Source organism: Bacillus sp. JJ864 (assembly GCF_036963045.1).
In the GTDB taxonomy this organism is placed as follows: Bacteria; Bacillota; Bacilli; order Bacillales; family Bacillaceae_G; genus Bacillus_A; species Bacillus_A pseudomycoides_C.
In genome coordinates this window covers 24,028-43,795 of sequence record NZ_JBALLY010000029.1, presented here as the reverse complement: position 1 = coordinate 43,795, position 19,768 = coordinate 24,028, and the positions used below count along the sequence as shown (strand labels likewise).

Sequence of the window (19,768 nt, the reverse complement as noted above, 5' to 3'; positions counted from 1 at the left end):
GTGACATCTTTAAGTAGAGTGGATGTCTTTTTTTCATTCAAGTTAACTGATACATATTATATAGATGAATTTTATAAAGGAGTGTGTGAAAAGATGAACGTAACAATATATGATGTAGCGCGCGAAGCAAATGTCTCAATGGCAACAGTATCACGTGTTGTGAATGGCAACCCAAATGTAAAACCAACAACAAGAAAGAAGGTATTAGAGGCAATTGAGCGTCTTGGTTACCGTCCAAATGCAGTAGCACGTGGATTAGCGAGTAAGAAAACAACGACAGTTGGGGTTATTATTCCAGATATTTCGAACACGTTTTATGCAGAACTTGCACGCGGTATTGAAGATATCGCAACAATGTACAAATATAATATTATTTTAAGTAACTCTGACCAAAACAAAGAAAAAGAATTCCATTTATTAAATACAATGCTTGGGAAACAAGTAGATGGTATCGTATTTATGGGAGAGGATATTACAGAGACTCACGTAGAAGAATTTAAAAAATCTCCTGTTCCAATCGTACTTGCGGCATCGTTTGATGACCAAAATATTACACCATCTGTAAATATCGATTACACACAAGCAGCGTATGATGCGATGAAGCATTTCTTAGAGAAAGGTCATACAAGAGTTGGTTTCGTATCTGGACCTTACGTTGATAAAGCAGGCAGTGCGAAAAAATTACAAGGTTACAAACGAGCATTAGAAGAAGCTGGCATTGCTTACGACGAAGAGCTTGTTGTAGATGGTGACTACACATACGATTCTGGTATGGAAGCGTTAGACAAACTATTGGAACTTGCTGAAAAACCAACAGCGGTATTCGTATCTTCTGATGAAATGGCACTAGGTGTCATTCACGCAGCGCAAGATAAAGGTTTAAACATACCAAATGATTTAGAAGTACTTGGTTTTGACAATACACGCCTTGCCCTTATGGTACGCCCGCAGCTTTCAACAGTTGTCCAACCAATGTATGACATCGGAGCAGTTGCGATGCGTTTATTAACAAAATACATGAACAAAGAAACGGTAGAAGATCATACAGTTATTTTACCGCACCGCATTCAATTTAGAAATTCAACGAAGTAATAAGAAACTTGTGGAAATATAGTAACAGCTCACAAAAATGCTCAGAGTATAAAAACTCTGAGCATTTTCGTGAGTTCAATAACAAACTAAATTGCAGATAGCTTTTCTGTTTCTTTATTGCTTTGCCATTCACTTTTATGAAGAGTGTAATGGTAATGCTTTTGATTTTCAATTTCGACTTCCCCTACAAATGTAAATCCGCTTTTTTGAATCACTCTATTTGAGCTTACATTTTGTGTTAGAGCAACGGCATTTAGAAGTTCAACATTTGTTTTCTCAAACAAATAGTTAATCAATCCTTTTGCTGCTTTTGTCGTATATCCTTTATTTCTATAATGTTTTGAAATAGCATAAGCAATCTCTCTATTCGGAGCGGGCAGTTCTTCTTTTATTCCAGTCATACAAAAACCAATGAACTTACCAGTTTCTTTTAAGATGATTCCTAACCTCAAATAAGTTTGCTTGTCGATATTAGGAACCGCTGCTAAAAACTCTTTGTTTGAGGGTATTTCATAATTTGTAACCCAATCTAAACGCTGTTCTCTTGTTGTTTTGAAATCTGGTAAGAACTCATAAACTTCGGGTTGTGAGGTAAGTTCATATATATCATCAACATCGTCAATCCTATATTCTCGTAGCAATATTTCTCCGCAGTCTATTGTAAATAAGTCATTCAAATTGTTTCAGCCCCTATTGTTTTTTCTTTACATATTTCTACTTTTCTATAAATATCCCTTTTTAAAATAAACCGCTTCTCTAATGGAAGTTTCACTTTACCACTATTTCTAATGTATAATGGTACTAAAGGCTATGTGAGGGGGAGATGAAATGATCATTCTTTGGGGAATTACACTTTGCGTGACGGCTCTATTTGCTTATATGACATTAAAACAGAGTGGTATGAGACGATTTATTCCTGGTAGTGCTTTGGCAGGAATATCCCTAATCACATACGTTACTTCCATTTTTTTAGAAAGCGCTGGAGAACAAGTACATGAGAAATTTGTATTTTTTTCTACTACATTATTTGTAGGCGCTATCATTATTTTACTTGTTGCAGGAATTATTTTGTTTATTCATACAAACTCAGAAACATTGTAAAAAAGAGAGCAGGCATACAATACCTGCTCTCTTCATCTATTTTATTATGCATTATCTCTTGATGCAGTTTGTTGTTTCAATAAATCGCGAATTTCTGTAAGAAGTACTTCTTCTTTTGTTGGTGCTGGTACTTCTTCTTTCTTCTCTTCTTCCTTTTTGAATGCTAGCTTATTAAATAGTTTAATAAATAAGAAGATAGAGAATGCGATGATGAAGAAGTCAACTACAGTTTGAATGAAGGCACCATATTTTAAAGTATCTTTACCAAGCGGATAAGCTAGCTTTGAAAAATTAATGCCACCAAGTAATAATCCAAGTAATGGCATAATAATATCATTTACTAATGAAGAAACAATTTTACCAAATGCGCCGCCAATTACAACCCCGACAGCTAAGTCCATAACGTTTCCTTTTAAAGCGAACTTTTTAAACTCGTTCCACATCTATAATTCCACCCTTTCCACGTTCACTATGAAATTTATAATTCCTATCAACATATTCTATACAAAGTTTTGATAGAAATAAAGGGTAGAAGAGAATGAAAATAAATTCAGAAAACTGAACGCGTTTTCCTTTTTTTGTTATAAATTTGTAATTCTTCACAAGCCAAGAAACTCTTTAATTGTTATGTAAGTAGTTCCATGTTGAAGCATTATAAATGTTCACTACCTTCCTTCAAGGAATGATAGAATGCTGTAATCACAGATGAAAATTTCTCTTGCTCTTCTAAAAATGGATAATGATTGCTGTGTTCAAAAGGAATGAATGAAGAGTTTCGTATGCCTTTATGAATTTGTAAGGAAGATGCAATTGGGCATTGTACATCATGTTTTCCACAAATGATTAACGTTTTTGTTGTTACGCTAGCAAGTTGATCTCGTAAATCAAAGCTGCGAAATTCTTTTGAAAAATAGTTCATACGGCTTGCGGCCATCGTTTTATAGATTGCTTTTGAGAAGTATGTTTCATATTGTTCTGGCTTGTATAAGGATAACTTTGTACGCTCGGTTGATAAAGTAGTTCTTTCTTTGTTCGTAAGATGTGGCAATTTCAAATCTTCGATGAGCTGCTGCATATATGCAAACTGCGGATGTTCTGGATGATAAATGCAGTCTTTCATTTTTGAATAATCACTAGCAGCAGCACCGACTACTACTAACGATTGTAAGGACTGTGGATAGCTTATAGCATATAAAAGTCCAAGCATGCCGCCAGTAGAATGCCCTGCAAAATGCCATGATGAAATGTGTAGTGCTTCTCGAATTGCTTCTAAATCTTGAATCGTTTCTTCCATGCTTAATTCATCTTCTTGAGAAGCGGTCACTGAATTTCCTGCATCTTTTAAATTAATTAATATAACTTTATGTAAGGATGTAAAGCTGTCGGCAAAATAGTCGCCCGTTTCATTGAACTGTGAGTAAAGGTGTGTAATGCAGATAGGTTCTCCGTGTCCTTTTGTAAATAGCTCAAAAGTTCCTCGATTTGTATGGATAAATTGTTGTTTCCACATCAACATATCTCCTTTTGTTTTAACCCTCGCATGTGGCAGAAAAAGGCCCTGACCGCTACTATGCGCGGCCAGATGCTCTCGTCCTCCTTTAAAAAGAAAAGGGTTTTTTAATACAATATTTTTTTCATATTATTCCGAATTATTTCTAGGCACTTCGCTACTGTTAATTCGTTTTTCTCTTCAATTTCTTGTTTGCGTGGAATCGGGTTATACATGTTGTCTGGGTCTTCCCAGGTGAGCGGGAGATCTGTCTTAGCTTGTCCTTTCCAAGCTTCAATCCATTCTGGTGGGAGATGTCCTGAGATGTTTTGGATGTTGTTCATTTCGAGCCAAATGAGCGCCCAAGCTCTCGGAACGACGCGCCAAATATCATAGCCGCCGCCACCGACTGCAATCCAGCGGCCATTGCAATATTTATGGGCAATTTCATGGGCGATCTTCGGAATTTCACGGTAAATTTGTATCGTTGAACAAAGGTGTGTGAGAGGATCGTAATAATGAGCATCAGCTCCGTTTTGCGTTAAAATAATATCAGGTTTGAAATAGTCAGCGACTTCTCGAATAACGGTGCGATATGCATGGATAAATGAGTCATCTTCTGTAAAAGCATCAAGAGGAACGTTAAAAGAATAGCTATATCCATTCCCTTGACCACGCTCATTTACAGCCCCTGTTCCTGGAAATAAGTAACGTCCTGTTTCATGCAATGAAATTGTGCATACGTTAGGATCGTCATAAAAGGACCACTGCACGCCATCACCGTGATGAGCGTCTGTATCGATGTATAAAACACGAAGACCGTATTTTTGTTGTATATATTTAATGGCAATCGCACTGTCATTATAAATACAAAATCCAGAGGCTTTCCCGCGAAAGCCGTGATGTAATCCGCCGCCGAGATTTAGAGCATGTTCTGCTTTTCCTTCAAGAATGGCATCGACCGCAGTTAAGGTGCCGCCAACAAGAAGGGCGCTCGCTTCATGCATGTTTGGAAATATGGGTGTATCATCTGTTCCAAGACCATAGGACATGGCAAGTGATTGTTCTAGTGTTCCTTCTCCAGCACGTTTTACCGCATTTATGTACTCCTCTGTATGAATGAAAGCAATTTCTTCATCCGTTGCCATTCGTGGTGGAATAACTTGTGAAGGGTGTATAAATCCGCCTTTTTGCAACAAATCATAGGTCAGTTTTACCCGAAGCTGATTAAAAGGATGATCAGGACTAAAAGAATAGCCCTGATAATCTTCTGAGTAAATGAATACATTTTTCATGTTCCCATCCCCGCAATATTTGGCCATAAAACATGGTAGCCTTTTTGTTCTAGCTCTTCAATTGCTTTAAGAGGATTCATCGTTTGAATACGGAAAACAAGAACTTTGTCGCTCTCTTTTTTTGCTGGATAGACGAGAACGCTCACAATGTTAATTTTTAGTTCACTGAAAACAGCAACAACTTTTCCGAGAATACCAGGTTCGTTTTTTACTTGAATTTCAATTTGTGAACTTGGTTGATGAGCACCTGTTAGTTTGACAAGTGTATGTAATACTGTTGATTCCGAAATAATGCCGACAAGCTTACCGCTTTTTGTAACAGGAAGGCAGCCAATTTTATTTTCAAAAAATAATGTGGCAATTTCTTCAACGAAATCAAGAGGATGACATGTCATAACGGGATGCTTCATAATACGTTCAATCGGCTCTTGAAGAGCATCCTTTGAAACGTGTTCATCAAGAATGGATGGACTTGCATCGCGAACGTCACGGTCGGAAATAATTCCGAGAACTTCATATTGTTCATTTACAACTGGAATGTGCCGAATACTATGTGCTGCTAATGTTCTTAAAGCTGTTTCAATCGTGTCGGTTGGGCGCAGCGTTGTTACATTTTGATTCATGATTTCTTCAACAATCATGATGTAATCCCCCTTTTAGTACATGAAACGATTTTTGAAGCGTAAGCGGTCAAATTGTTGAATGGATGATGCATCAACTCGTTTTCCGTTGCGAACCATTAAGCAGTTTGCTGGATGTGAACAAATTTCCGGATCATCTGTGGCCATCCATTCCAATCCACCAGCATTCATCATTTTTTCCATTACTTTTCGATATTCCCAGACATTGAGTCCAGTTTGTTTTAAATCCCAGTGCCAATAATATTCAGTCGTTAAAATAATGTAGTCTTCCATATGGTCATCCATCATAGAAACTTCTAATAAGTTCTTTCCAACAGCGCAGCCGCGAAAATCAGGAACAACTTCAATTGCGCCAAGCTCAATCAAATTGTTCATTTTTCCTTCAGACCATCGTTCAAGAGGATCTGGATATAAATACGTTGCATAGCCAACAATTGTATGTTCATGACGAGCGATAATAATCCGAGCTTCTGGTAATTTAGAAATCTCGACAATTGCTTTATATTGCTGAGTCGCAGGACGAAAGGCAACTAAGTCAGGATGAAACTCATACGTTTCTAAATTATGTGTCTGGACAGGACCTTCAATAATTAAAGTTCCTTTTGGTGTTTTTAAATTTCTTGCATTGTAAACTTTACTATGAATCAATTTTAGGCTCACCACCTTCAGAGCTTTGTGAATCTACTATCTATTTTCATACTACTGTACTCAGTATGCGATGTGAATCGAAATTTGTCAGTAAAAATTTGTCTGAAATTATTAAAAAATACTGAAAATTATAAAATATATCTTTATAATAGACTTATACGGTACATAGAAGGGGGATGTAAAGAATGAAAGTAGAAACACTTCCAGTTATTCAAGGGGAAAATAATTTGTTAAATTATGATGAAACATATCAAAATTTTAATTGGGAAGAAGTTAATCAAAATTTTTCTTGGCATGAAACTGGGCGAGTAAATATAGCTTATGAGGCCATTGATCGACATGCAAAATCCCACCGGAAAAATAAAGTAGCATTGTATTATCAAGATGGTGCGAGAAAAGAGAAATATACGTTTAAAGAAATGAAAGAATTGTCGAATAAAGCAGGAAATGTTTTGAAAAATTATGGGGATGTCGAAAAAGGCGACCGCGTCTTTATTTTTATGCCTCGTTCACCGGAATTGTATTTTACTTTATTAGGTGCAAACAAGCTTGGGGCAATCGTTGGCCCATTATTTGAAGCTTTCATGGAAGCGGCTGTATGTGACCGCCTGGTGGATAGTGAAGCAAAGGTGCTTGTGACAACACCAGAATTGTTAGAACGTATACCATTTAATGATTTACCAGCATTAAAAACAGTATTTGTTGTTGGGGAAGGTGTAGAAGAGGGCGGCAAAATTGTAGCATTTAATCCGCTTTTTGAACAAGCTTCTAATCAACTAAAAATAGAATGGCTTGGAAGAGAAGATGGGCTTATTTTACATTATACATCTGGTTCAACAGGGAAACCAAAAGGGGTGCTGCATGTTCAAAATGCAATGGTGCAGCATTATCAAACAGCAAAATGGGTGTTGGATTTAAAAGAAGATGATGTGTATTGGTGCACGGCAGATCCAGGCTGGGTAACAGGAACATCCTATGGTATTTTTGCGCCTTGGTTAGTTGGAGCTTCTAACGTCGTTTTAGGCGGACGCTTTAGCCCAGACGCTTGGTATGAAACGCTTCAAGATTACGGTGTAACAGTTTGGTATAGCGCTCCGACAGCATTTCGTATGTTAATGGGTGCTGGTGATGATACGCTGAAAAAATATGATTTATCAGCTCTTCGTCATATTTTAAGTGTTGGGGAACCGTTAAATCCAGAAGTAATTCGCTGGGCGATGAAAGTGTTCCATCTTCGTATTCATGATACGTGGTGGATGACGGAAACAGGAGGACAAGTTATCTGTAACTATCCTTGTATGGAAATTCGTCCAGGGTCAATGGGAAAACCAATTCCAGGCGTGAAGGCAGCGATCGTTGATAATGAAGGTAATGAATTACCGCCATACACAATGGGGAACTTAGCAATTGGAAAAGGATGGCCATCGATGATGCGTGCTGTTTGGAATAACCCGCAAAAATATGAGTCTTATTTTATGCCAGGAGACTGGTATGTGTCAGGTGACTCTGCATATATGGATGAAGATGGCTATTTCTGGTTCCAAGGGCGTATTGACGATGTCATTATGACGTCTGGTGAACGTGTTGGTCCGTTTGAAGTAGAAAGTAAATTAATTGAACATACAGCAGTTGCGGAAGCTGGTGTTATCGGGATTCCAGATCCTGTACGCGGAGAAATTATTAAAGCGTTCATCGCACTGCGCGCAGGGTATGAAGCATCTGAAGAATTAAAAGAAGATATTCGCCAATTTGTGAAAAAAGGACTAGCTGCTCATGCGGCACCGAGACAAATTGAATTCCGAGATAAATTACCGAAAACGAGAAGCGGTAAAATTATGCGCCGTGTATTAAAGGCATGGGAGTTAAACTTACCAACAGGTGACTTGTCTACGATGGAAGATTAAACAAGAAAGGTCTGAACATTCTTCGTTCAGGCCTTTCTTGTTTAGAGTATAGTGAAGTTGTGTTCAAATTGTTCAGCGTTACATATAACTTATATGTAATATTTAAAATACAGCAGAGCATGCAAGAAGGTTAATACAATGGTATAAAGAAAAGATTCAATCTTTTGGAGGGATGTTAGTGACGCAATATTATCTTTTTGTTGCTATGTCAATTTTTCTTATTATTTTGCCAGGACCTGATACGGGATTAGTAACTCAGAATACAATACTGCAGGGGAAACAAGGTGGAATGAAAACTGTTTTTGGTATTTTATGCGGTTTAAGTATTCATACGTTAGCGGCTGTACTTGGGATTTCTGCAATTCTTGTTAAATCGGCATTTTTATCATATTTGGCGAGAAGACCCCTACCTCAAGCGCGTAACGGTAGGTGGGGGATGAATCGCCTTTTTTTTGTTTTTTTAGCATATAAACAGAAACGTATGTTCTTATTTGGCATACTTTGTGTATATAAAACAAGAAAGGAGTGTGTCGAGTGAAAAAAGCATATTTTTCAATTCGTATCTATAAGAATGCACTGAATCCGAAATATGTTGAAGCGATTGGACATGCTCTTTTCTTATTTAACCGTGCGAAGCATTTCGCTTTTCAAACGCAAGTGTTAGAAAAACGTTCTGGTACCTCCAGACGTTCTGATAGTATGCAAATGACTGTGAAATCACGATTTAGTTTGAATGATTATTATGCAAATAGTGCTGTGCAGGAAGCCAATGCACTGTTTTCTTCTCAGACAGAATTGAAGAAATTGTATATCGAAAATAAAAATGAACAAATGAAAGCTGTAAAAAAGAAGATGAAGAAAACCAAGTCAGATTTCAGGTCGAAAAGATGCGAAATCAGGAAACTTTGTATTTACATACAATACGGAATCACAATCTTTACACTTTACAACTCCAAACGGTGTTGCAGTTGAAATTCCTAACCTTACATTTCCGTATGGACAAGAACAAGTGAATGCAGCTGTTCAAAACCAATGGAATTGCAAAGATAAAAAGAATGCAGGAAAACCAATCAGTTGGACAATTGAAGACCACGGGGATTACTACATTTTTAAATGTTTAATAGATATTGAAGAGAACCAAAATAAAAACTTCAGCAAATCTGATGGTGTCATTGGAATAGACTGTAATTTTGACCACTTTGCTTGGTCAAACATCAATAAACAAGGACAACTCATACAAACGGGTGTATTATCCTTTGATATTTTAGGGAAAACATCAGAACAAATTACGAAAATTATGGAAGCAGAAGCCATTGCATTAGTGGATATCGCTGTAAAAGCAAACAAACCGATTGTTGTAGAAAAATTAAACACAACAAAAGCAAAGGTTAAGAACCCTTATGGCAACAGAAAAGCAAACATGATGATGAGCATGTTTGCTTACAAAAAGATGATTTCAGCTATTAAAAGCCGTGCTGAGAAGATGGGTGTAGCAGTATTTGAGGTAAATCCGGCGTACACTTCTCAAATTGGTAAAATCAAATATATGAAACGCTTTGGTATCAGCATTCACCAAACAGCTTCTTATGTCATTGCTAGAAGAGCAATGGGATTGAAAGAAAAACTTCCACCAATTTTGTATTCCCTATTACCGGAGAAGATGGTAGGTCTGCATCATTGGGCGCAATGGAAGTGGTTGTCTGGGATCCTGTCTGATTTGCGTGTTCACACATTCTATCAGATGGAGCTTTCGAACCATAACAAGATTCGTTCTGTGAACGAACTTTTTCCTCCAGGGGCTCTTACTGACTTGGAAGTAAAAGGTTTGTCTAAGTTTGAAAGCAGAAACCCCATACCTTGTTGAATGGGTATGGTCTACTAAGCATTTTGCCTTAGTTGTCCCTTTTGGGAATCCCCTTCCTCAAAAATCTGTTAGGATTTTAGGTGGGGGTAGTTCAATGACGATACTCATTGCCAGCTAGTAAGGATAAAAGAATAGATACAAAGAAATCCCCAGCTACGTTTGACAGGCACATATAAATGATGGTATAAAGAAAAGTATATAAATAATCGAGCGTGGAAAGGGAACAGTAGTGATCATTTCCCTGTTTTAGAGAGCTGATGGCCGGTGAAAATCAGCACATAAATGATCGCGAATTACGACCCTGGAGCATCTTTCTTCGATTGGATTTTATCCGAAAGGGGAAAGACGGTGATGAGCCGTTATGTGAATGAGGTGGCAGGTTTTTTTTACCTGCAACTAGGGTGGTAACGCGATGATTAAAATCGTCCCTTATTGAAGGGGCGATTTTTTTATGTTTTTAATTCCGCGCACAAACTATTTTAAAGGAGTGAATAGGATGGAAATTTTACAAGATCTTGAGTTTCGTGGCCTAATTAACCAGCAAACGGATGCAGAAGGTTTGCAAGAACTATTAGAGAAAGAAAGTGTGAAATTATACTGCGGTTTTGACCCAACAGCTGACAGTTTACATATTGGTCATATGCTGCCAATTTTAATATTACGTCGTTTCCAACAAGCGGGACATCAGCCAATCGCACTTGTTGGAGGGGCTACAGGTTTAATTGGTGACCCAAGTGGTAAGAAGGCAGAGCGTACATTAAATGAAAAAGAAACAGTTGCCTTTTTTAGTGAGCGTATTAAAGAGCAGCTTTCTAACTTCCTAGACTTCAATAAAGAAGGTAATCCAGCAACGATCGCAAACAACTATGATTGGATTGGTTCTTTAGATTTAATTACATTCTTACGCGATATCGGTAAAAACTTTGGTTTAAACTACATGTTAGCGAAAGACACAGTTGCATCTCGTTTAGAAACGGGTATCTCATTCACTGAGTTTAGCTACATGATTTTACAATCATACGATTTCTTAAACTTATACCAAACACACGGTTGTAGATTACAAATCGGTGGTAGTGACCAATGGGGTAACATTACAGCTGGTTTAGAATTAATTCGTAAGTCAGAAGAAGATGCGAAGGCATTTGGCTTAACTGTACCGCTTGTAACGAAATCTGATGGTACGAAGTTTGGTAAAACAGAAGGCGGCGCGATTTGGTTAGACCCAGAAAAAACAACGCCGTATGAGTTCTACCAATTCTGGATTAACACAGATGATCGCGATGTTGTGAAATACTTAAAATACTTCACATTCTTATCTCATGAAGAGATTCTTGAGTTAGAAAAACAAGTTGCAGAAGCACCTGAAAAGCGTGAAGCACAAAAAGCATTAGCTTCTGAAATGACAAAACTTGTTCACGGCGTTGAAGCGTTAGAGCAAGCAATTAAAATTTCAGCAGCATTATTTAGCGGTTCTGTTGCAGAATTAACAGCAGCGGAAATCGAGCAAGGCTTTAAAGATGTACCATCTGTGGAGCGCAGTACAGAAGATGCATTGTTAGTGGATGTACTTGTGGAAAGTAAAATTTCACCGTCAAAACGTCAAGCACGCGAAGATATTACAAATGGTGCGGTTTATGTAAATGGTGAACGTACACAAGAGTTAGACTACACGGTAACAGAAAAAGACCGCATTGAAGGTAAATTTACAATCATTCGCCGCGGTAAGAAAAAATATTTCTTAATTCGTTACTAAAATGCCAAAAAGCGTAAGAGTCCTTACGCTTTTTGTCTGTTAAGAGAGAGGAGTTCATGTTATGGATATTCAGCAAATATTAGAAGAGTATGTATTAAATCCAGAGAAGTTAATGAAATTTGGGGGAATTATTCTTAAAATCATTCTTATTTTTATTGTGGCAAAAGTGATTATTCGCGTCACTAATGTAGGAATTGAACAAATTTTTAAGATGAGCAGCAAAGCGCCTGTGCGTACAAATGAAAGACGTGAGGCGACATTAACGAAGCTTTGTCAAAATATTGTTCATTATGTTGTGTACTTCATGGTTGTTATGACGGTTCTAGAAACAGTAGGAATCGATATTAAAGCGCTTCTTGCTGGTGTGAGTGTTGCCGGTTTAGCAATTGGTTTTGGGGCACAAAACTTAGTAAAAGACATCGTAACAGGATTCTTTATCATTTTTGAAGATCAATTTTCAGTTGGCGATAAAGTGAAAATTAATGATATCGACGGTGTCATCGAAGAAGTAGGGCTTCGTACGACGCAACTAGTCGCAGAAAACGGCGAGATTTACTTCATTTCAAATAGTTCAATTACAAAAGTTGCGAACTACTCTTTAGGTGAAAAACGTAAAGAGATAGCGTAAGAATATATATTAAAAAACCGACATAAAAACCCTTTTCTTTTTAGTGGGAAGACGAGAGCATCTGGCCATGCATAGAAGCGCTCAGTTCCTTTTTCTGCCACGTGCAAAGTTTAAAACAAAGAGAAAAAGCAAGTAGGGGTCATGGTGTATTTTCCATAGCAGCGGTTTATCTGCCGAAAAATTAAAGGATATATATGAAAGTAAACAAAAGACTTCGGTGTCATGCCGAAGTCTTTTGTTTTAAAATTTTCCGTATGTTCACTTCAAGTTCATAACAGGTATGTATGCTGTAAGTATCAAAAGTGATAGAAAAGAGGGAGTTATCTATATGTCACTAGAAGCATTAATTATTTTTTCGTTACTAAATGCAGGCCAACTAGCAGAGAACGAACAAAATCAATTACAAAAAAATTATAGTGAACAACATGTCCATGTAGAGAAACAAGAAGAAAATAAAACGCTGAATATAAAGCTGAAATAAATATGATTATACGACGAAAAAACATCCTAATGTAATGGGTGTTTTTTGTTGTCACATTGTGTTTAAAACTATTAAGGGAGATAACATAAAATACAAGTGACAAATGGTTATTCACTAATTGATGTTGAGGAGTATAGGAAAAGGTTACGAAAACATGAAGAAGAATTAGCACATCCAAATGGTTTGTAACGAAATAGTAAGAAGATAACTTACAGTAAAAAGAGCAACTGATGCATGTTTGCTCTTTTTTTTATTTGTAGAATTTAGTATTTTTTTGTCGAATGAAATAATTAAGAACACGAAAGATATAGGAAATGAGGAATGGTATCATGACATGGTTAAGTTTCTTTATCGGATATATTGTAGGTTCAATTATTTGTTTAATCATTATGATTCAGTTTCTTAAGGCAAAAGAGGTAGACAAGCGGGATAAGGAATTTTAGGTATTGAGTGAGTAAACATGGGAAAAACTCACTTCTATAATGGTCACCTTATATTCTTTAGAAGAAATATGTAAAGTATATTTAGAAAGACTTTCATTCACTTCTATTTCGTCTTGTACTAATTCCTCTAATAATAATTTTAATTGTTGGAAGTCTTGTACATGAAGGGGGATCTTGGTTAATTTTTCTTTGAAAACAATTAACTCCTTTTATCATCTGTTTTTTTGCACTTATACATTTCTATACATACGCCAGCCTTTTATATTTTTTGCCTCAAACTAGTCCCAGGTACGTTCTTTTTAATGTTTTATTTTGCATTATTAATGATAAATAAAAAAAGCCCAGGAACCTTGATTTAACAAGGTTTCTAAGGCTTTTAATACTACTCTTTGCGGAGTATCGAGATTAACGAGAGTAGAACTCTACGATTAACGCTTCGTTGATTTCAGCAGCTAACTCAGCGCGCTCTGGTAAGCGAGTGAAAGTAGCTTCTAATTTGTCAGCATCAAAAGTTAAGTACTCAGGTACGAAGTTGTTAACTTCGATAGCTTCTTTAACTACAACTAGGTTTAGAGATTTTTCGCGAACGCTAATTGTTTGGCCTGGTTTAACGCGGTAAGATGGGATATCTACGCGAGCGCCATCTACCATGATATGGCCGTGGTTTACTAATTGACGAGCAGCGCGACGAGTGCGAGCTAAGCCCATGCGGTAAACTAGGTTGTCAAGGCGAGCTTCAAGAAGGATCATGAAGTTTTCACCGTGTTTACCCATCATTTTACCAGCTTGGTCAAATGTGCGACGGAATTGACGCTCAGTCATGCCGTACATGTGACGAAGTTTTTGTTTTTCTTGTAATTGTAAACCGTATTCTGAAAGTTTCTTACGTTGGTTAGGACCGTGTGGACCTGGTGCGTAAGGGCGTTTTTCTAATTCTTTACCTGTGCCGCTTAGAGAGACTCCAAGACGACGAGAAAGTTTCCAAGATGGACCTGTATAACGAGCCATGAATGACTCCTCCTTTAAAATGTTTTTATTTTTGTAAAATAAAAACAGACGTAATTGACATTTATGCGTATTTCATTTTCATGTATCCTCGCTCCAGCAGCAGGGAGTTACACGATACACCTCATCGTGAGGAACAAAATACAAACAATAAACTCACATTACAAGGCTGCCTTTTTATTTTACACAAAGGCTATTATATCTGTTTATTAGGAGAGAGTCAAGAACATCAAATTTCATTTTATACATTCAAATTTTGGAAAAATGCAAGAAGGAATTTTGTAAATGCTCATGGAAAGGATAGCAACAGATAGAAAACGTTTACATAAGATGAGATATAAGGGGGATGTTTGTATGAAAAAGAAACATATCGAAACGACGTTAATTCATCATGGGTATGATGCGGCGCAGCATAAAGGAAGTTTAACACCGCCGTTATTTCAAACATCTACGTATACATTTGAAACAGCGCAGCAAGGGGAAGAAAGCTTTGCTGGGTATGACTCAGCTTATATTTATTCTAGACTTGGAAATCCGACAGTTGAGTTATTTGAGGAAAGAATGGCAGCGTTAGAAGAAGGAGAAGCGGCACTTGCGTTTGGCTCCGGTATGGCAGCTATTTCAGGAACACTTTTTGCCTTTTTAAAAGCTGGAGACCATATTGTTTGTTCGAATGGCTTATACGGTTGTACGTATGGCTTTTTAGAAGTGTTAGAAGAGAAATTTGCAATTACACATACATTATGCGAAATGGAAACAGCAGAGGAGATTAAAAGTAGTATTGGGCCGAATACAAAAATCATTTTTGTAGAAACACCGATTAATCCAACGATGAAATTAATTGATTTAGAACTTGTCGTCAAAGTAGCTAAGCAGCATGGACTGCTCGTTATTGTGGATAATACATTTTGTTCACCGTACTTGCAAAGACCGCTTACAGTAGGCTGCGATATTGTCTTGCATAGTGCGACAAAATATATTGGCGGTCATGGTGATGTTGTGGCCGGTGTTACAATTTGTAAAACGAACGAGCTTGCCGAAAAAATTCGTCCGATTCGTAAAGATGTTGGCGGGATTATGGCACCGTTTGATGCATGGTTACTTTTGCGAGGTTTAAAAACATTAGCAGTGCGGATGGATCGCCATTCTGATAATGCAGAAAAAATTGCTGCTTTTCTCCGAAATCATGAACTAGTAGAAGATGTTTGGTATCCGGAAAGACTGCTTGCAAATAAACAAATGAAGCGCGGGGGCGGTGTGCTGGCGTTTACGGTAAAAGGAGGAAAAGCAGAGGCGCAAGCTGTAATGGATAACTTAAAATTAATTGCCATTGCAGTGAGTCTTGGTGATACAGAAACGTTAATTCAGCACCCGGCAACGATGACACATGCGGTCATTCCAAAACACGTTCGTGAGCAAATGGGGATTTCTGATAACTTATTACGCCTATCTGCAGGGCTTGAGTCTTGGGAAGATATTGTAAGAGACTTAGCGCAAGCACTGCAAAAAGAAAAAACAGCTTTATCGTAAGAGAATAGTACAAAGGGACTGACTGGAAACGTACATAGATACGTTTCCAGTCAGTCCCTTCTTATGTGCCTACCAATATATCGGCGATTTTTATAATATATCGACCGTTTTTTAGCATATATCGGCGGTTCGACACGATATAAAGACCTTTCGATGACGTTCCAGGCGCATGAGAAGGAGCTGACCAAAAAGTCTACTTTCCAGTCAGCTCCATTGCATTATATATGTTTCAGTAAAACTTGGACAAATTTCTCTAAATAGGTTTGATCGATTTCATCAAAGCGCCCTTTGTTTGGGCTGTCGATGTCTAATACACCGATGACTTCATCGTTTTTGATTAGCGGTACAACGATTTCTGAATTAGAAGCTGCATCGCAGGCGATATGTCCAGGGAACTTGTGGACATCAGCGACAAGTTGTGTCGTTTTCGTTTCTGCTGCTACGCCGCATACACCGCGGCCCAATGGAATACGAACGCAAGCTGGTAATCCTTGAAATGGCCCAAGAACAAGCTGATTTCCTTCTGTTACATAAAAACCTACCCAGTTAATATCTTGTAAAAACACATTGAGTAAAGCAGATGCATTTGCTAAGTTAGCTACTACATTTGACTCGCCTGTTAACAGAGAATCGAGTTGTTTGATTACTGTTCTGTATTGCTCCTCACGTGTACCAGTATAATCTTCTGCTGTGAACATGGAAACGCCGCCCTTTCTGTAGGTAAATGTAAAGTTATTGCAAAATAAGCTATAATTCGCAAGACTTTGTCGATAGAAAATTAAAGGAATTTGTCTTAAAAGTCAAGAAATTTACATCAAGTTCAATTAATCGTGCTTTTATTGCCCACGAATAGCGGGAGGAGTGAGTGTATGACACAGGCGAGACAAAAGATTATTGATGCGGCAATTTCACTATTTTATGCGAAAGGCTATAATGGTACATCAGTGCGTGATATAGCGAAACAAGCAGATGTCAATGCTGCAAATATCTCCTATTATTTTTCTGGAAAACAAGGATTACTGGAACAGTTGGTAACAGACTTTTTAGAGGGCTACTTACGTATTGTTGAAATGAAATTTGAACAACGGAATTTTTTGTCTGCAAAAGAAGTAATATTTCAGATGGTGAGAAATATTTTACAATATCAGTTTGAGCGAAGAGAACTTACTCGTTTTTTCTACAGAGAACTTTCGTTAGATAGCACATTAATTCGCGAAATCATGACGATTTACTATTCAAAAGAGAGATACTATATGGAGCAACTCATTAGACAAGGGCAAGAAAATAAAGAATTTCAAAATGTATCATTTACGATGTTTATGACGCAGTTAAAGGGAATGATCAGTATGCCGTATTTATATCCGCAATATATATCAGAAGTGCTGCATTCCTTTCCGTCAGAAGTCTTTTTTATTGAAATGTATATGAAGGAAGTAGAGCAGTGGATGCAGCAAACTCTTTGTACAGAGCATTTACAATATCCTCTGCCGAGAGCGGCGTATGTATAAAGAAACCAAAAAAACGTAAAGCAGCTTGTTGCCAATATGTATGGGAATAAGCTGTTTTTATTTGCTTTTCATAAAGTGGTATCTTCTTTTTAAAATTCCTATATAGTAGCATAGCTATAATGTGATAATAATGTTTTTGTTTCGAAAGAAAATACAGACTTTTAGTCATTATAATTTTGGAGTCTGAGGTGTGTACGGAATTGACTTGGAAATAGTAAATTCTTTCATGAAATTTTTCGAAAAACTAGGCCAAAAACATAGGATTACATGGTATGATTAATACATTGCTAGTTGTTAAATATGGGGGATTTCCCTTTTCTTACATAACGCCTTCCATTTTAAAAAACGGAACGGACAAAAAACAAATAAATAGGAGGCATTTTGAATGGATTCAATCTTGACGATCGTTGTCATCATCGTGAGTGCTATCTTGCTCTTCCTCATCGTAGAGCTTGTGATGAGAAATCGTTTATATAAAGATATCGAAGCACTAGGGCAATGGCAAAAAGAAATTAAAGATAAGCCTGTAGCGGATGAACTGAAGCGAGTGAAAGAGTTAAAAATGACTGGACAAACAGAAGAGCTGTTTGAAAAATGGCGCAATGAATGGGATGAAATTGTTGCTAATATTCTTCCGAAAGCAGAAAAAGAATTAGAAAGCGCTCAAAAATTTGCCGCGCAATTTTCCTTCCGAAAAGCAAAACATACAATTAATGAATCCATTAGTGGTTTAGATGAAGCAGATCATCGAATTATGGATATTTTAAATGAACTGCAAGAATTGTTGGAAAGCTATGAGAAAAACAATTCAGAAATTGAGCAGTTGCGTGATACATACCGCAATTTGAAAAAGAGCGTGCTTGCTCATCGTCATATGTTTGGCACAGCCGAGAAGAAAATTGAAGGGCTGCTTGATGCTGAGTCAAAGAAATTTCAAATGTTTGAAGAAGCAACACAAAATGGGGATTACTTAAAAGCGCGTGAAATTGTGGTGAGTTTAGAAGAAGGACTAGCACATTTGGAAGTACTTGTGCATGAAGTACCAGAATTATTAGTAGAATGTCAAGCGACACTACCAGTGCAATTAGAAGACTTGTCACAAGGTTACGATGATATGAAAAAACAAGGCTATGTGTTAAATCATTTGGAAATCCCAAGAGAAGTAAGAGAAATGAACAAACAACTGGAAACGTGTCTTGCCGATTTAGAATCGCTGCATGTAGTGGAAGCAACAGAGAAAATCGAAGTTTTAAAAGGGCATCTCGATGCATTATACGAACAGTTAGAGTTAGAAGTAAGAGCGAAACATTATGTTGAACAGCAGACGGTAACTGTATACGAAGATTTAGAGACAATTCGAGAAGAAGCACTGGAAACGAAAGCAGAAACACAATTTGTGAAACAAAGTTATCAATTACAGGATAGAGATATCGAATCTCAAAAAGTGGTTGAAAAACAGATGCACATTTTAATGAAGCGTTTTGAAGTGTTACAGCTTCGTATTGCAGAGCAAGATATCGCATTTTCTGTCATTAGGGAAGAATTAGAAGAAATTTATGAGCAATGTGAAACGTTAAAAGTAATTCATGATGAGTACAAAGACATGTTGCAAATGATGCGTAAAGATGAGTTTGAAGCGCGTGAGGCGTTAAAGGAAATGCGCCATACACTGATGGAATCAAAGCGTATGATGCAAAAATCAAATTTACCAGGTTTGCCAGGTAGTATCGTAGCGGAATTGCAAAACGGACAACAAGCGATGCATAGTGTGTATGAGCAGCTCGAATTAAAACCGCTTGATATGGGCGCAGTGAATCGCACACTAGAAGAAGCGGTTTTAATTGTAAATGGTGTTCACGAAGCAACGCAAGAGTTAATTGAACAAGCATATTTAGTAGAAAAATTAATTCAGTATGGTAATCGTTATCGTAGTCAAGATGATATGCTGGCGAAAAGTTTAGATAACGCTGAGCAATTGTTCCGTGAATATGAATATGATGCAGCTCTAGAACAAGCCGCTTCTGTATTAGAGCAAATTGAACCAGGGATTGTGCAAAAGATTGCTGAATTTGTTGATTTAGAACAAACTCCTTAATTGATTAAGGGGTTTGTTTTTTGTGCAAATAACTTTTGTATGCATTATGGTGTAATATTGCTATAATGAATAGCGGAATATGGAGCGTTTTTTTTCGTTGAAAGCAGAAAAACATACTTCCGCTCTAATGACGGAAACTATGAGCAAGCTTAGCGGAAACGCATGAATATATGATATGATTATCCCGCTACGAAGATCTTTCTCGTAAAGAAGTTTCACTTTATCCCGCTATTTGTGGGCAGTAATACTCCTACCTAAAAATGTGGTGAAAGCATTGTCTAGCTCTAGCGG

19 protein-coding genes, 2 pseudogenes and 1 other annotated feature are annotated in these 19,768 nt (G+C 37.3%); of the genes and pseudogenes, 12 read left to right on the top strand and 9 right to left on the bottom strand.

What is annotated here, in order from left to right; all coding sequences use genetic code 11:
- Window positions 1-93 precede the first annotated feature (93 nt).
- Window positions 94-1,092, top strand: a complete 999-nt coding sequence (gene ccpA / locus V7024_RS05690; RefSeq protein ID WP_335516840.1) for a catabolite control protein A — start codon at window positions 94-96, stop codon at window positions 1,090-1,092.
- Window positions 1,093-1,178: 86 nt separating this feature from the next.
- Here the strand turns inward: ccpA and V7024_RS05685 are convergent, their stop codons facing one another.
- Complete coding sequence (locus V7024_RS05685) at window positions 1,179-1,769, bottom strand: GNAT family N-acetyltransferase (protein WP_335516837.1); 591 nt, start codon at window positions 1,767-1,769, stop codon at window positions 1,179-1,181.
- A 151-nt stretch (window positions 1,770-1,920) separates the two neighbouring features.
- Here V7024_RS05685 and V7024_RS05680 point away from each other — a divergent pair, with 151 nt between their 5' ends.
- Window positions 1,921-2,193: a DUF3917 domain-containing protein gene (locus V7024_RS05680; RefSeq protein WP_335516833.1), complete on the top strand. Its 273-nt coding sequence runs from the start codon at window positions 1,921-1,923 to the stop codon at window positions 2,191-2,193.
- A 44-nt stretch (window positions 2,194-2,237) separates the two neighbouring features.
- Here V7024_RS05680 and mscL read toward each other — a convergent pair whose 3' ends face one another.
- The 5 genes from mscL to V7024_RS05655 form a co-directional block, all read right to left on the bottom strand.
- Window positions 2,238-2,636, bottom strand: coding sequence for a large conductance mechanosensitive channel protein MscL (mscL, locus tag V7024_RS05675; protein ID WP_335516830.1), 399 nt, complete (start codon window positions 2,634-2,636; stop codon window positions 2,238-2,240).
- Between the two features lie 209 nt (window positions 2,637-2,845).
- Window positions 2,846-3,703 carry an alpha/beta fold hydrolase gene (locus tag V7024_RS05670; RefSeq protein WP_335516827.1) on the bottom strand — a complete coding sequence of 286 codons (858 nt, stop codon included), beginning with the start codon at window positions 3,701-3,703 and terminating at the stop codon, window positions 2,846-2,848.
- A gap of 107 nt (window positions 3,704-3,810) precedes the next feature.
- Window positions 3,811-4,977, bottom strand: coding sequence for an acetoin utilization protein AcuC (locus tag V7024_RS05665; protein ID WP_335516824.1), 1,167 nt, complete (start codon window positions 4,975-4,977; stop codon window positions 3,811-3,813).
- Window positions 4,974-5,618, bottom strand: coding sequence for an acetoin utilization AcuB family protein (locus tag V7024_RS05660; protein WP_335516821.1), 645 nt, complete (start codon window positions 5,616-5,618; stop codon window positions 4,974-4,976). The genes V7024_RS05665 and V7024_RS05660 overlap by 4 nt, the downstream gene beginning before the upstream one ends.
- Before the next feature lie 15 nt (window positions 5,619-5,633).
- On the bottom strand, window positions 5,634-6,266 hold the full coding sequence (locus tag V7024_RS05655) for a GNAT family N-acetyltransferase (RefSeq protein WP_335516818.1): 633 nt from the start codon (window positions 6,264-6,266) through the stop codon (window positions 5,634-5,636).
- Between the two features lie 185 nt (window positions 6,267-6,451).
- On the opposite strand from V7024_RS05655, the gene acsA reads away from it, so the two are divergent.
- The 7 genes and pseudogenes from acsA to V7024_RS05620 all read left to right on the top strand — a co-directional run bounded on the left by acsA (window position 6,452) and on the right by V7024_RS05620 (window position 12,896).
- Window positions 6,452-8,170 carry an acetate--CoA ligase gene (gene acsA, locus V7024_RS05650; protein WP_335516814.1) on the top strand — a complete coding sequence of 573 codons (1,719 nt, stop codon included), beginning with the start codon at window positions 6,452-6,454 and terminating at the stop codon, window positions 8,168-8,170.
- A gap of 172 nt (window positions 8,171-8,342) precedes the next feature.
- Window positions 8,343-8,555, top strand: a pseudogene (locus tag V7024_RS05645) (LysE family transporter); the annotation flags it as partial.
- A 149-nt stretch (window positions 8,556-8,704) separates the two neighbouring features.
- On the top strand, window positions 8,705-9,142 hold the full coding sequence (locus V7024_RS05640) for a hypothetical protein (RefSeq protein WP_335516811.1): 438 nt from the start codon (window positions 8,705-8,707) through the stop codon (window positions 9,140-9,142).
- Between the two features lie 37 nt (window positions 9,143-9,179).
- Entirely contained in the window at window positions 9,180-10,034 is an 855-nt protein-coding gene (locus tag V7024_RS05635; protein WP_335516808.1) for an IS200/IS605 family accessory protein TnpB-related protein, read from the top strand.
- 204 nt (window positions 10,035-10,238) lie between these two features.
- Window positions 10,239-10,467: a binding site (T-box leader), on the top strand.
- Window positions 10,468-10,530: 63 nt separating this feature from the next.
- Complete coding sequence (gene tyrS, locus V7024_RS05630) at window positions 10,531-11,787, top strand: tyrosine--tRNA ligase (protein WP_098918526.1); 1,257 nt, start codon at window positions 10,531-10,533, stop codon at window positions 11,785-11,787.
- 61 nt (window positions 11,788-11,848) lie between these two features.
- Window positions 11,849-12,415 carry a mechanosensitive ion channel family protein gene (locus V7024_RS05625; RefSeq protein ID WP_335516804.1) on the top strand — a complete coding sequence of 189 codons (567 nt, stop codon included), beginning with the start codon at window positions 11,849-11,851 and terminating at the stop codon, window positions 12,413-12,415.
- A gap of 328 nt (window positions 12,416-12,743) precedes the next feature.
- Window positions 12,744-12,896, top strand: a complete 153-nt coding sequence (locus V7024_RS05620; protein WP_335516801.1) for a transporter — start codon at window positions 12,744-12,746, stop codon at window positions 12,894-12,896.
- A gap of 481 nt (window positions 12,897-13,377) precedes the next feature.
- On the opposite strand, the pseudogene V7024_RS05615 reads toward V7024_RS05620, so the two are convergent.
- Together V7024_RS05615 and rpsD are read right to left on the bottom strand one after the other, a co-directional pair.
- Window positions 13,378-13,539 (bottom strand): annotated as a pseudogene (locus V7024_RS05615) (N-acetyltransferase); the annotation flags it as partial.
- A 205-nt stretch (window positions 13,540-13,744) separates the two neighbouring features.
- Window positions 13,745-14,347 (bottom strand): 30S ribosomal protein S4, encoded by a 603-nt coding sequence (gene rpsD, locus V7024_RS05610; protein WP_335516798.1) that lies wholly within the window; start codon window positions 14,345-14,347, stop codon window positions 13,745-13,747.
- A gap of 351 nt (window positions 14,348-14,698) precedes the next feature.
- Between rpsD and megL the strand changes: the two genes are divergently transcribed.
- Entirely contained in the window at window positions 14,699-15,874 is a 1,176-nt protein-coding gene (megL, locus tag V7024_RS05605; protein ID WP_335516795.1) for a methionine gamma-lyase, read from the top strand.
- A gap of 218 nt (window positions 15,875-16,092) precedes the next feature.
- Here megL and V7024_RS05600 read toward each other — a convergent pair whose 3' ends face one another.
- Window positions 16,093-16,572, bottom strand: coding sequence for a GAF domain-containing protein (locus V7024_RS05600; RefSeq protein ID WP_335516793.1), 480 nt, complete (start codon window positions 16,570-16,572; stop codon window positions 16,093-16,095).
- 171 nt (window positions 16,573-16,743) lie between these two features.
- Between V7024_RS05600 and refZ the strand changes: the two genes are divergently transcribed.
- Together refZ and ezrA are read left to right on the top strand one after the other, a co-directional pair.
- Window positions 16,744-17,382 carry a forespore capture DNA-binding protein RefZ gene (gene refZ, locus V7024_RS05595; protein WP_335516790.1) on the top strand — a complete coding sequence of 213 codons (639 nt, stop codon included), beginning with the start codon at window positions 16,744-16,746 and terminating at the stop codon, window positions 17,380-17,382.
- A 385-nt stretch (window positions 17,383-17,767) separates the two neighbouring features.
- The gene (ezrA, locus tag V7024_RS05590; RefSeq protein WP_335516787.1) at window positions 17,768-19,477 is read left to right on the top strand and encodes a septation ring formation regulator EzrA; all 1,710 of its coding nucleotides are present in this window, start codon (window positions 17,768-17,770) and stop codon (window positions 19,475-19,477) included.
- The last annotated feature ends 291 nt before the right edge of the window (window positions 19,478-19,768 follow it).

Coding starts and splice junctions, on each gene's coding strand:
- ccpA (WP_335516840.1), top strand. CDS start 94: ATGAACGTAACAATATATGATGTAGCGCGCGAAGCAAATGTCTCAATG.
- V7024_RS05680 (WP_335516833.1), top strand. CDS start 1,921: ATGATCATTCTTTGGGGAATTACACTTTGCGTGACGGCTCTATTTGCT.
- mscL (WP_335516830.1), bottom strand. CDS start 2,636: ATGTGGAACGAGTTTAAAAAGTTCGCTTTAAAAGGAAACGTTATGGAC.
- V7024_RS05670 (WP_335516827.1), bottom strand. CDS start 3,703: ATGTGGAAACAACAATTTATCCATACAAATCGAGGAACTTTTGAGCTA.
- V7024_RS05665 (WP_335516824.1), bottom strand. CDS start 4,977: ATGAAAAATGTATTCATTTACTCAGAAGATTATCAGGGCTATTCTTTT.
- V7024_RS05660 (WP_335516821.1), bottom strand. CDS start 5,618: ATGATTGTTGAAGAAATCATGAATCAAAATGTAACAACGCTGCGCCCA.
- acsA (WP_335516814.1), top strand. CDS start 6,452: ATGAAAGTAGAAACACTTCCAGTTATTCAAGGGGAAAATAATTTGTTA.
- tyrS (WP_098918526.1), top strand. CDS start 10,531: ATGGAAATTTTACAAGATCTTGAGTTTCGTGGCCTAATTAACCAGCAA.
- V7024_RS05625 (WP_335516804.1), top strand. CDS start 11,849: ATGGATATTCAGCAAATATTAGAAGAGTATGTATTAAATCCAGAGAAG.
- V7024_RS05620 (WP_335516801.1), top strand. CDS start 12,744: ATGTCACTAGAAGCATTAATTATTTTTTCGTTACTAAATGCAGGCCAA.
- rpsD (WP_335516798.1), bottom strand. CDS start 14,347: ATGGCTCGTTATACAGGTCCATCTTGGAAACTTTCTCGTCGTCTTGGA.
- megL (WP_335516795.1), top strand. CDS start 14,699: ATGAAAAAGAAACATATCGAAACGACGTTAATTCATCATGGGTATGAT.
- V7024_RS05600 (WP_335516793.1), bottom strand. CDS start 16,572: ATGTTCACAGCAGAAGATTATACTGGTACACGTGAGGAGCAATACAGA.
- refZ (WP_335516790.1), top strand. CDS start 16,744: ATGACACAGGCGAGACAAAAGATTATTGATGCGGCAATTTCACTATTT.
- ezrA (WP_335516787.1), top strand. CDS start 17,768: ATGGATTCAATCTTGACGATCGTTGTCATCATCGTGAGTGCTATCTTG.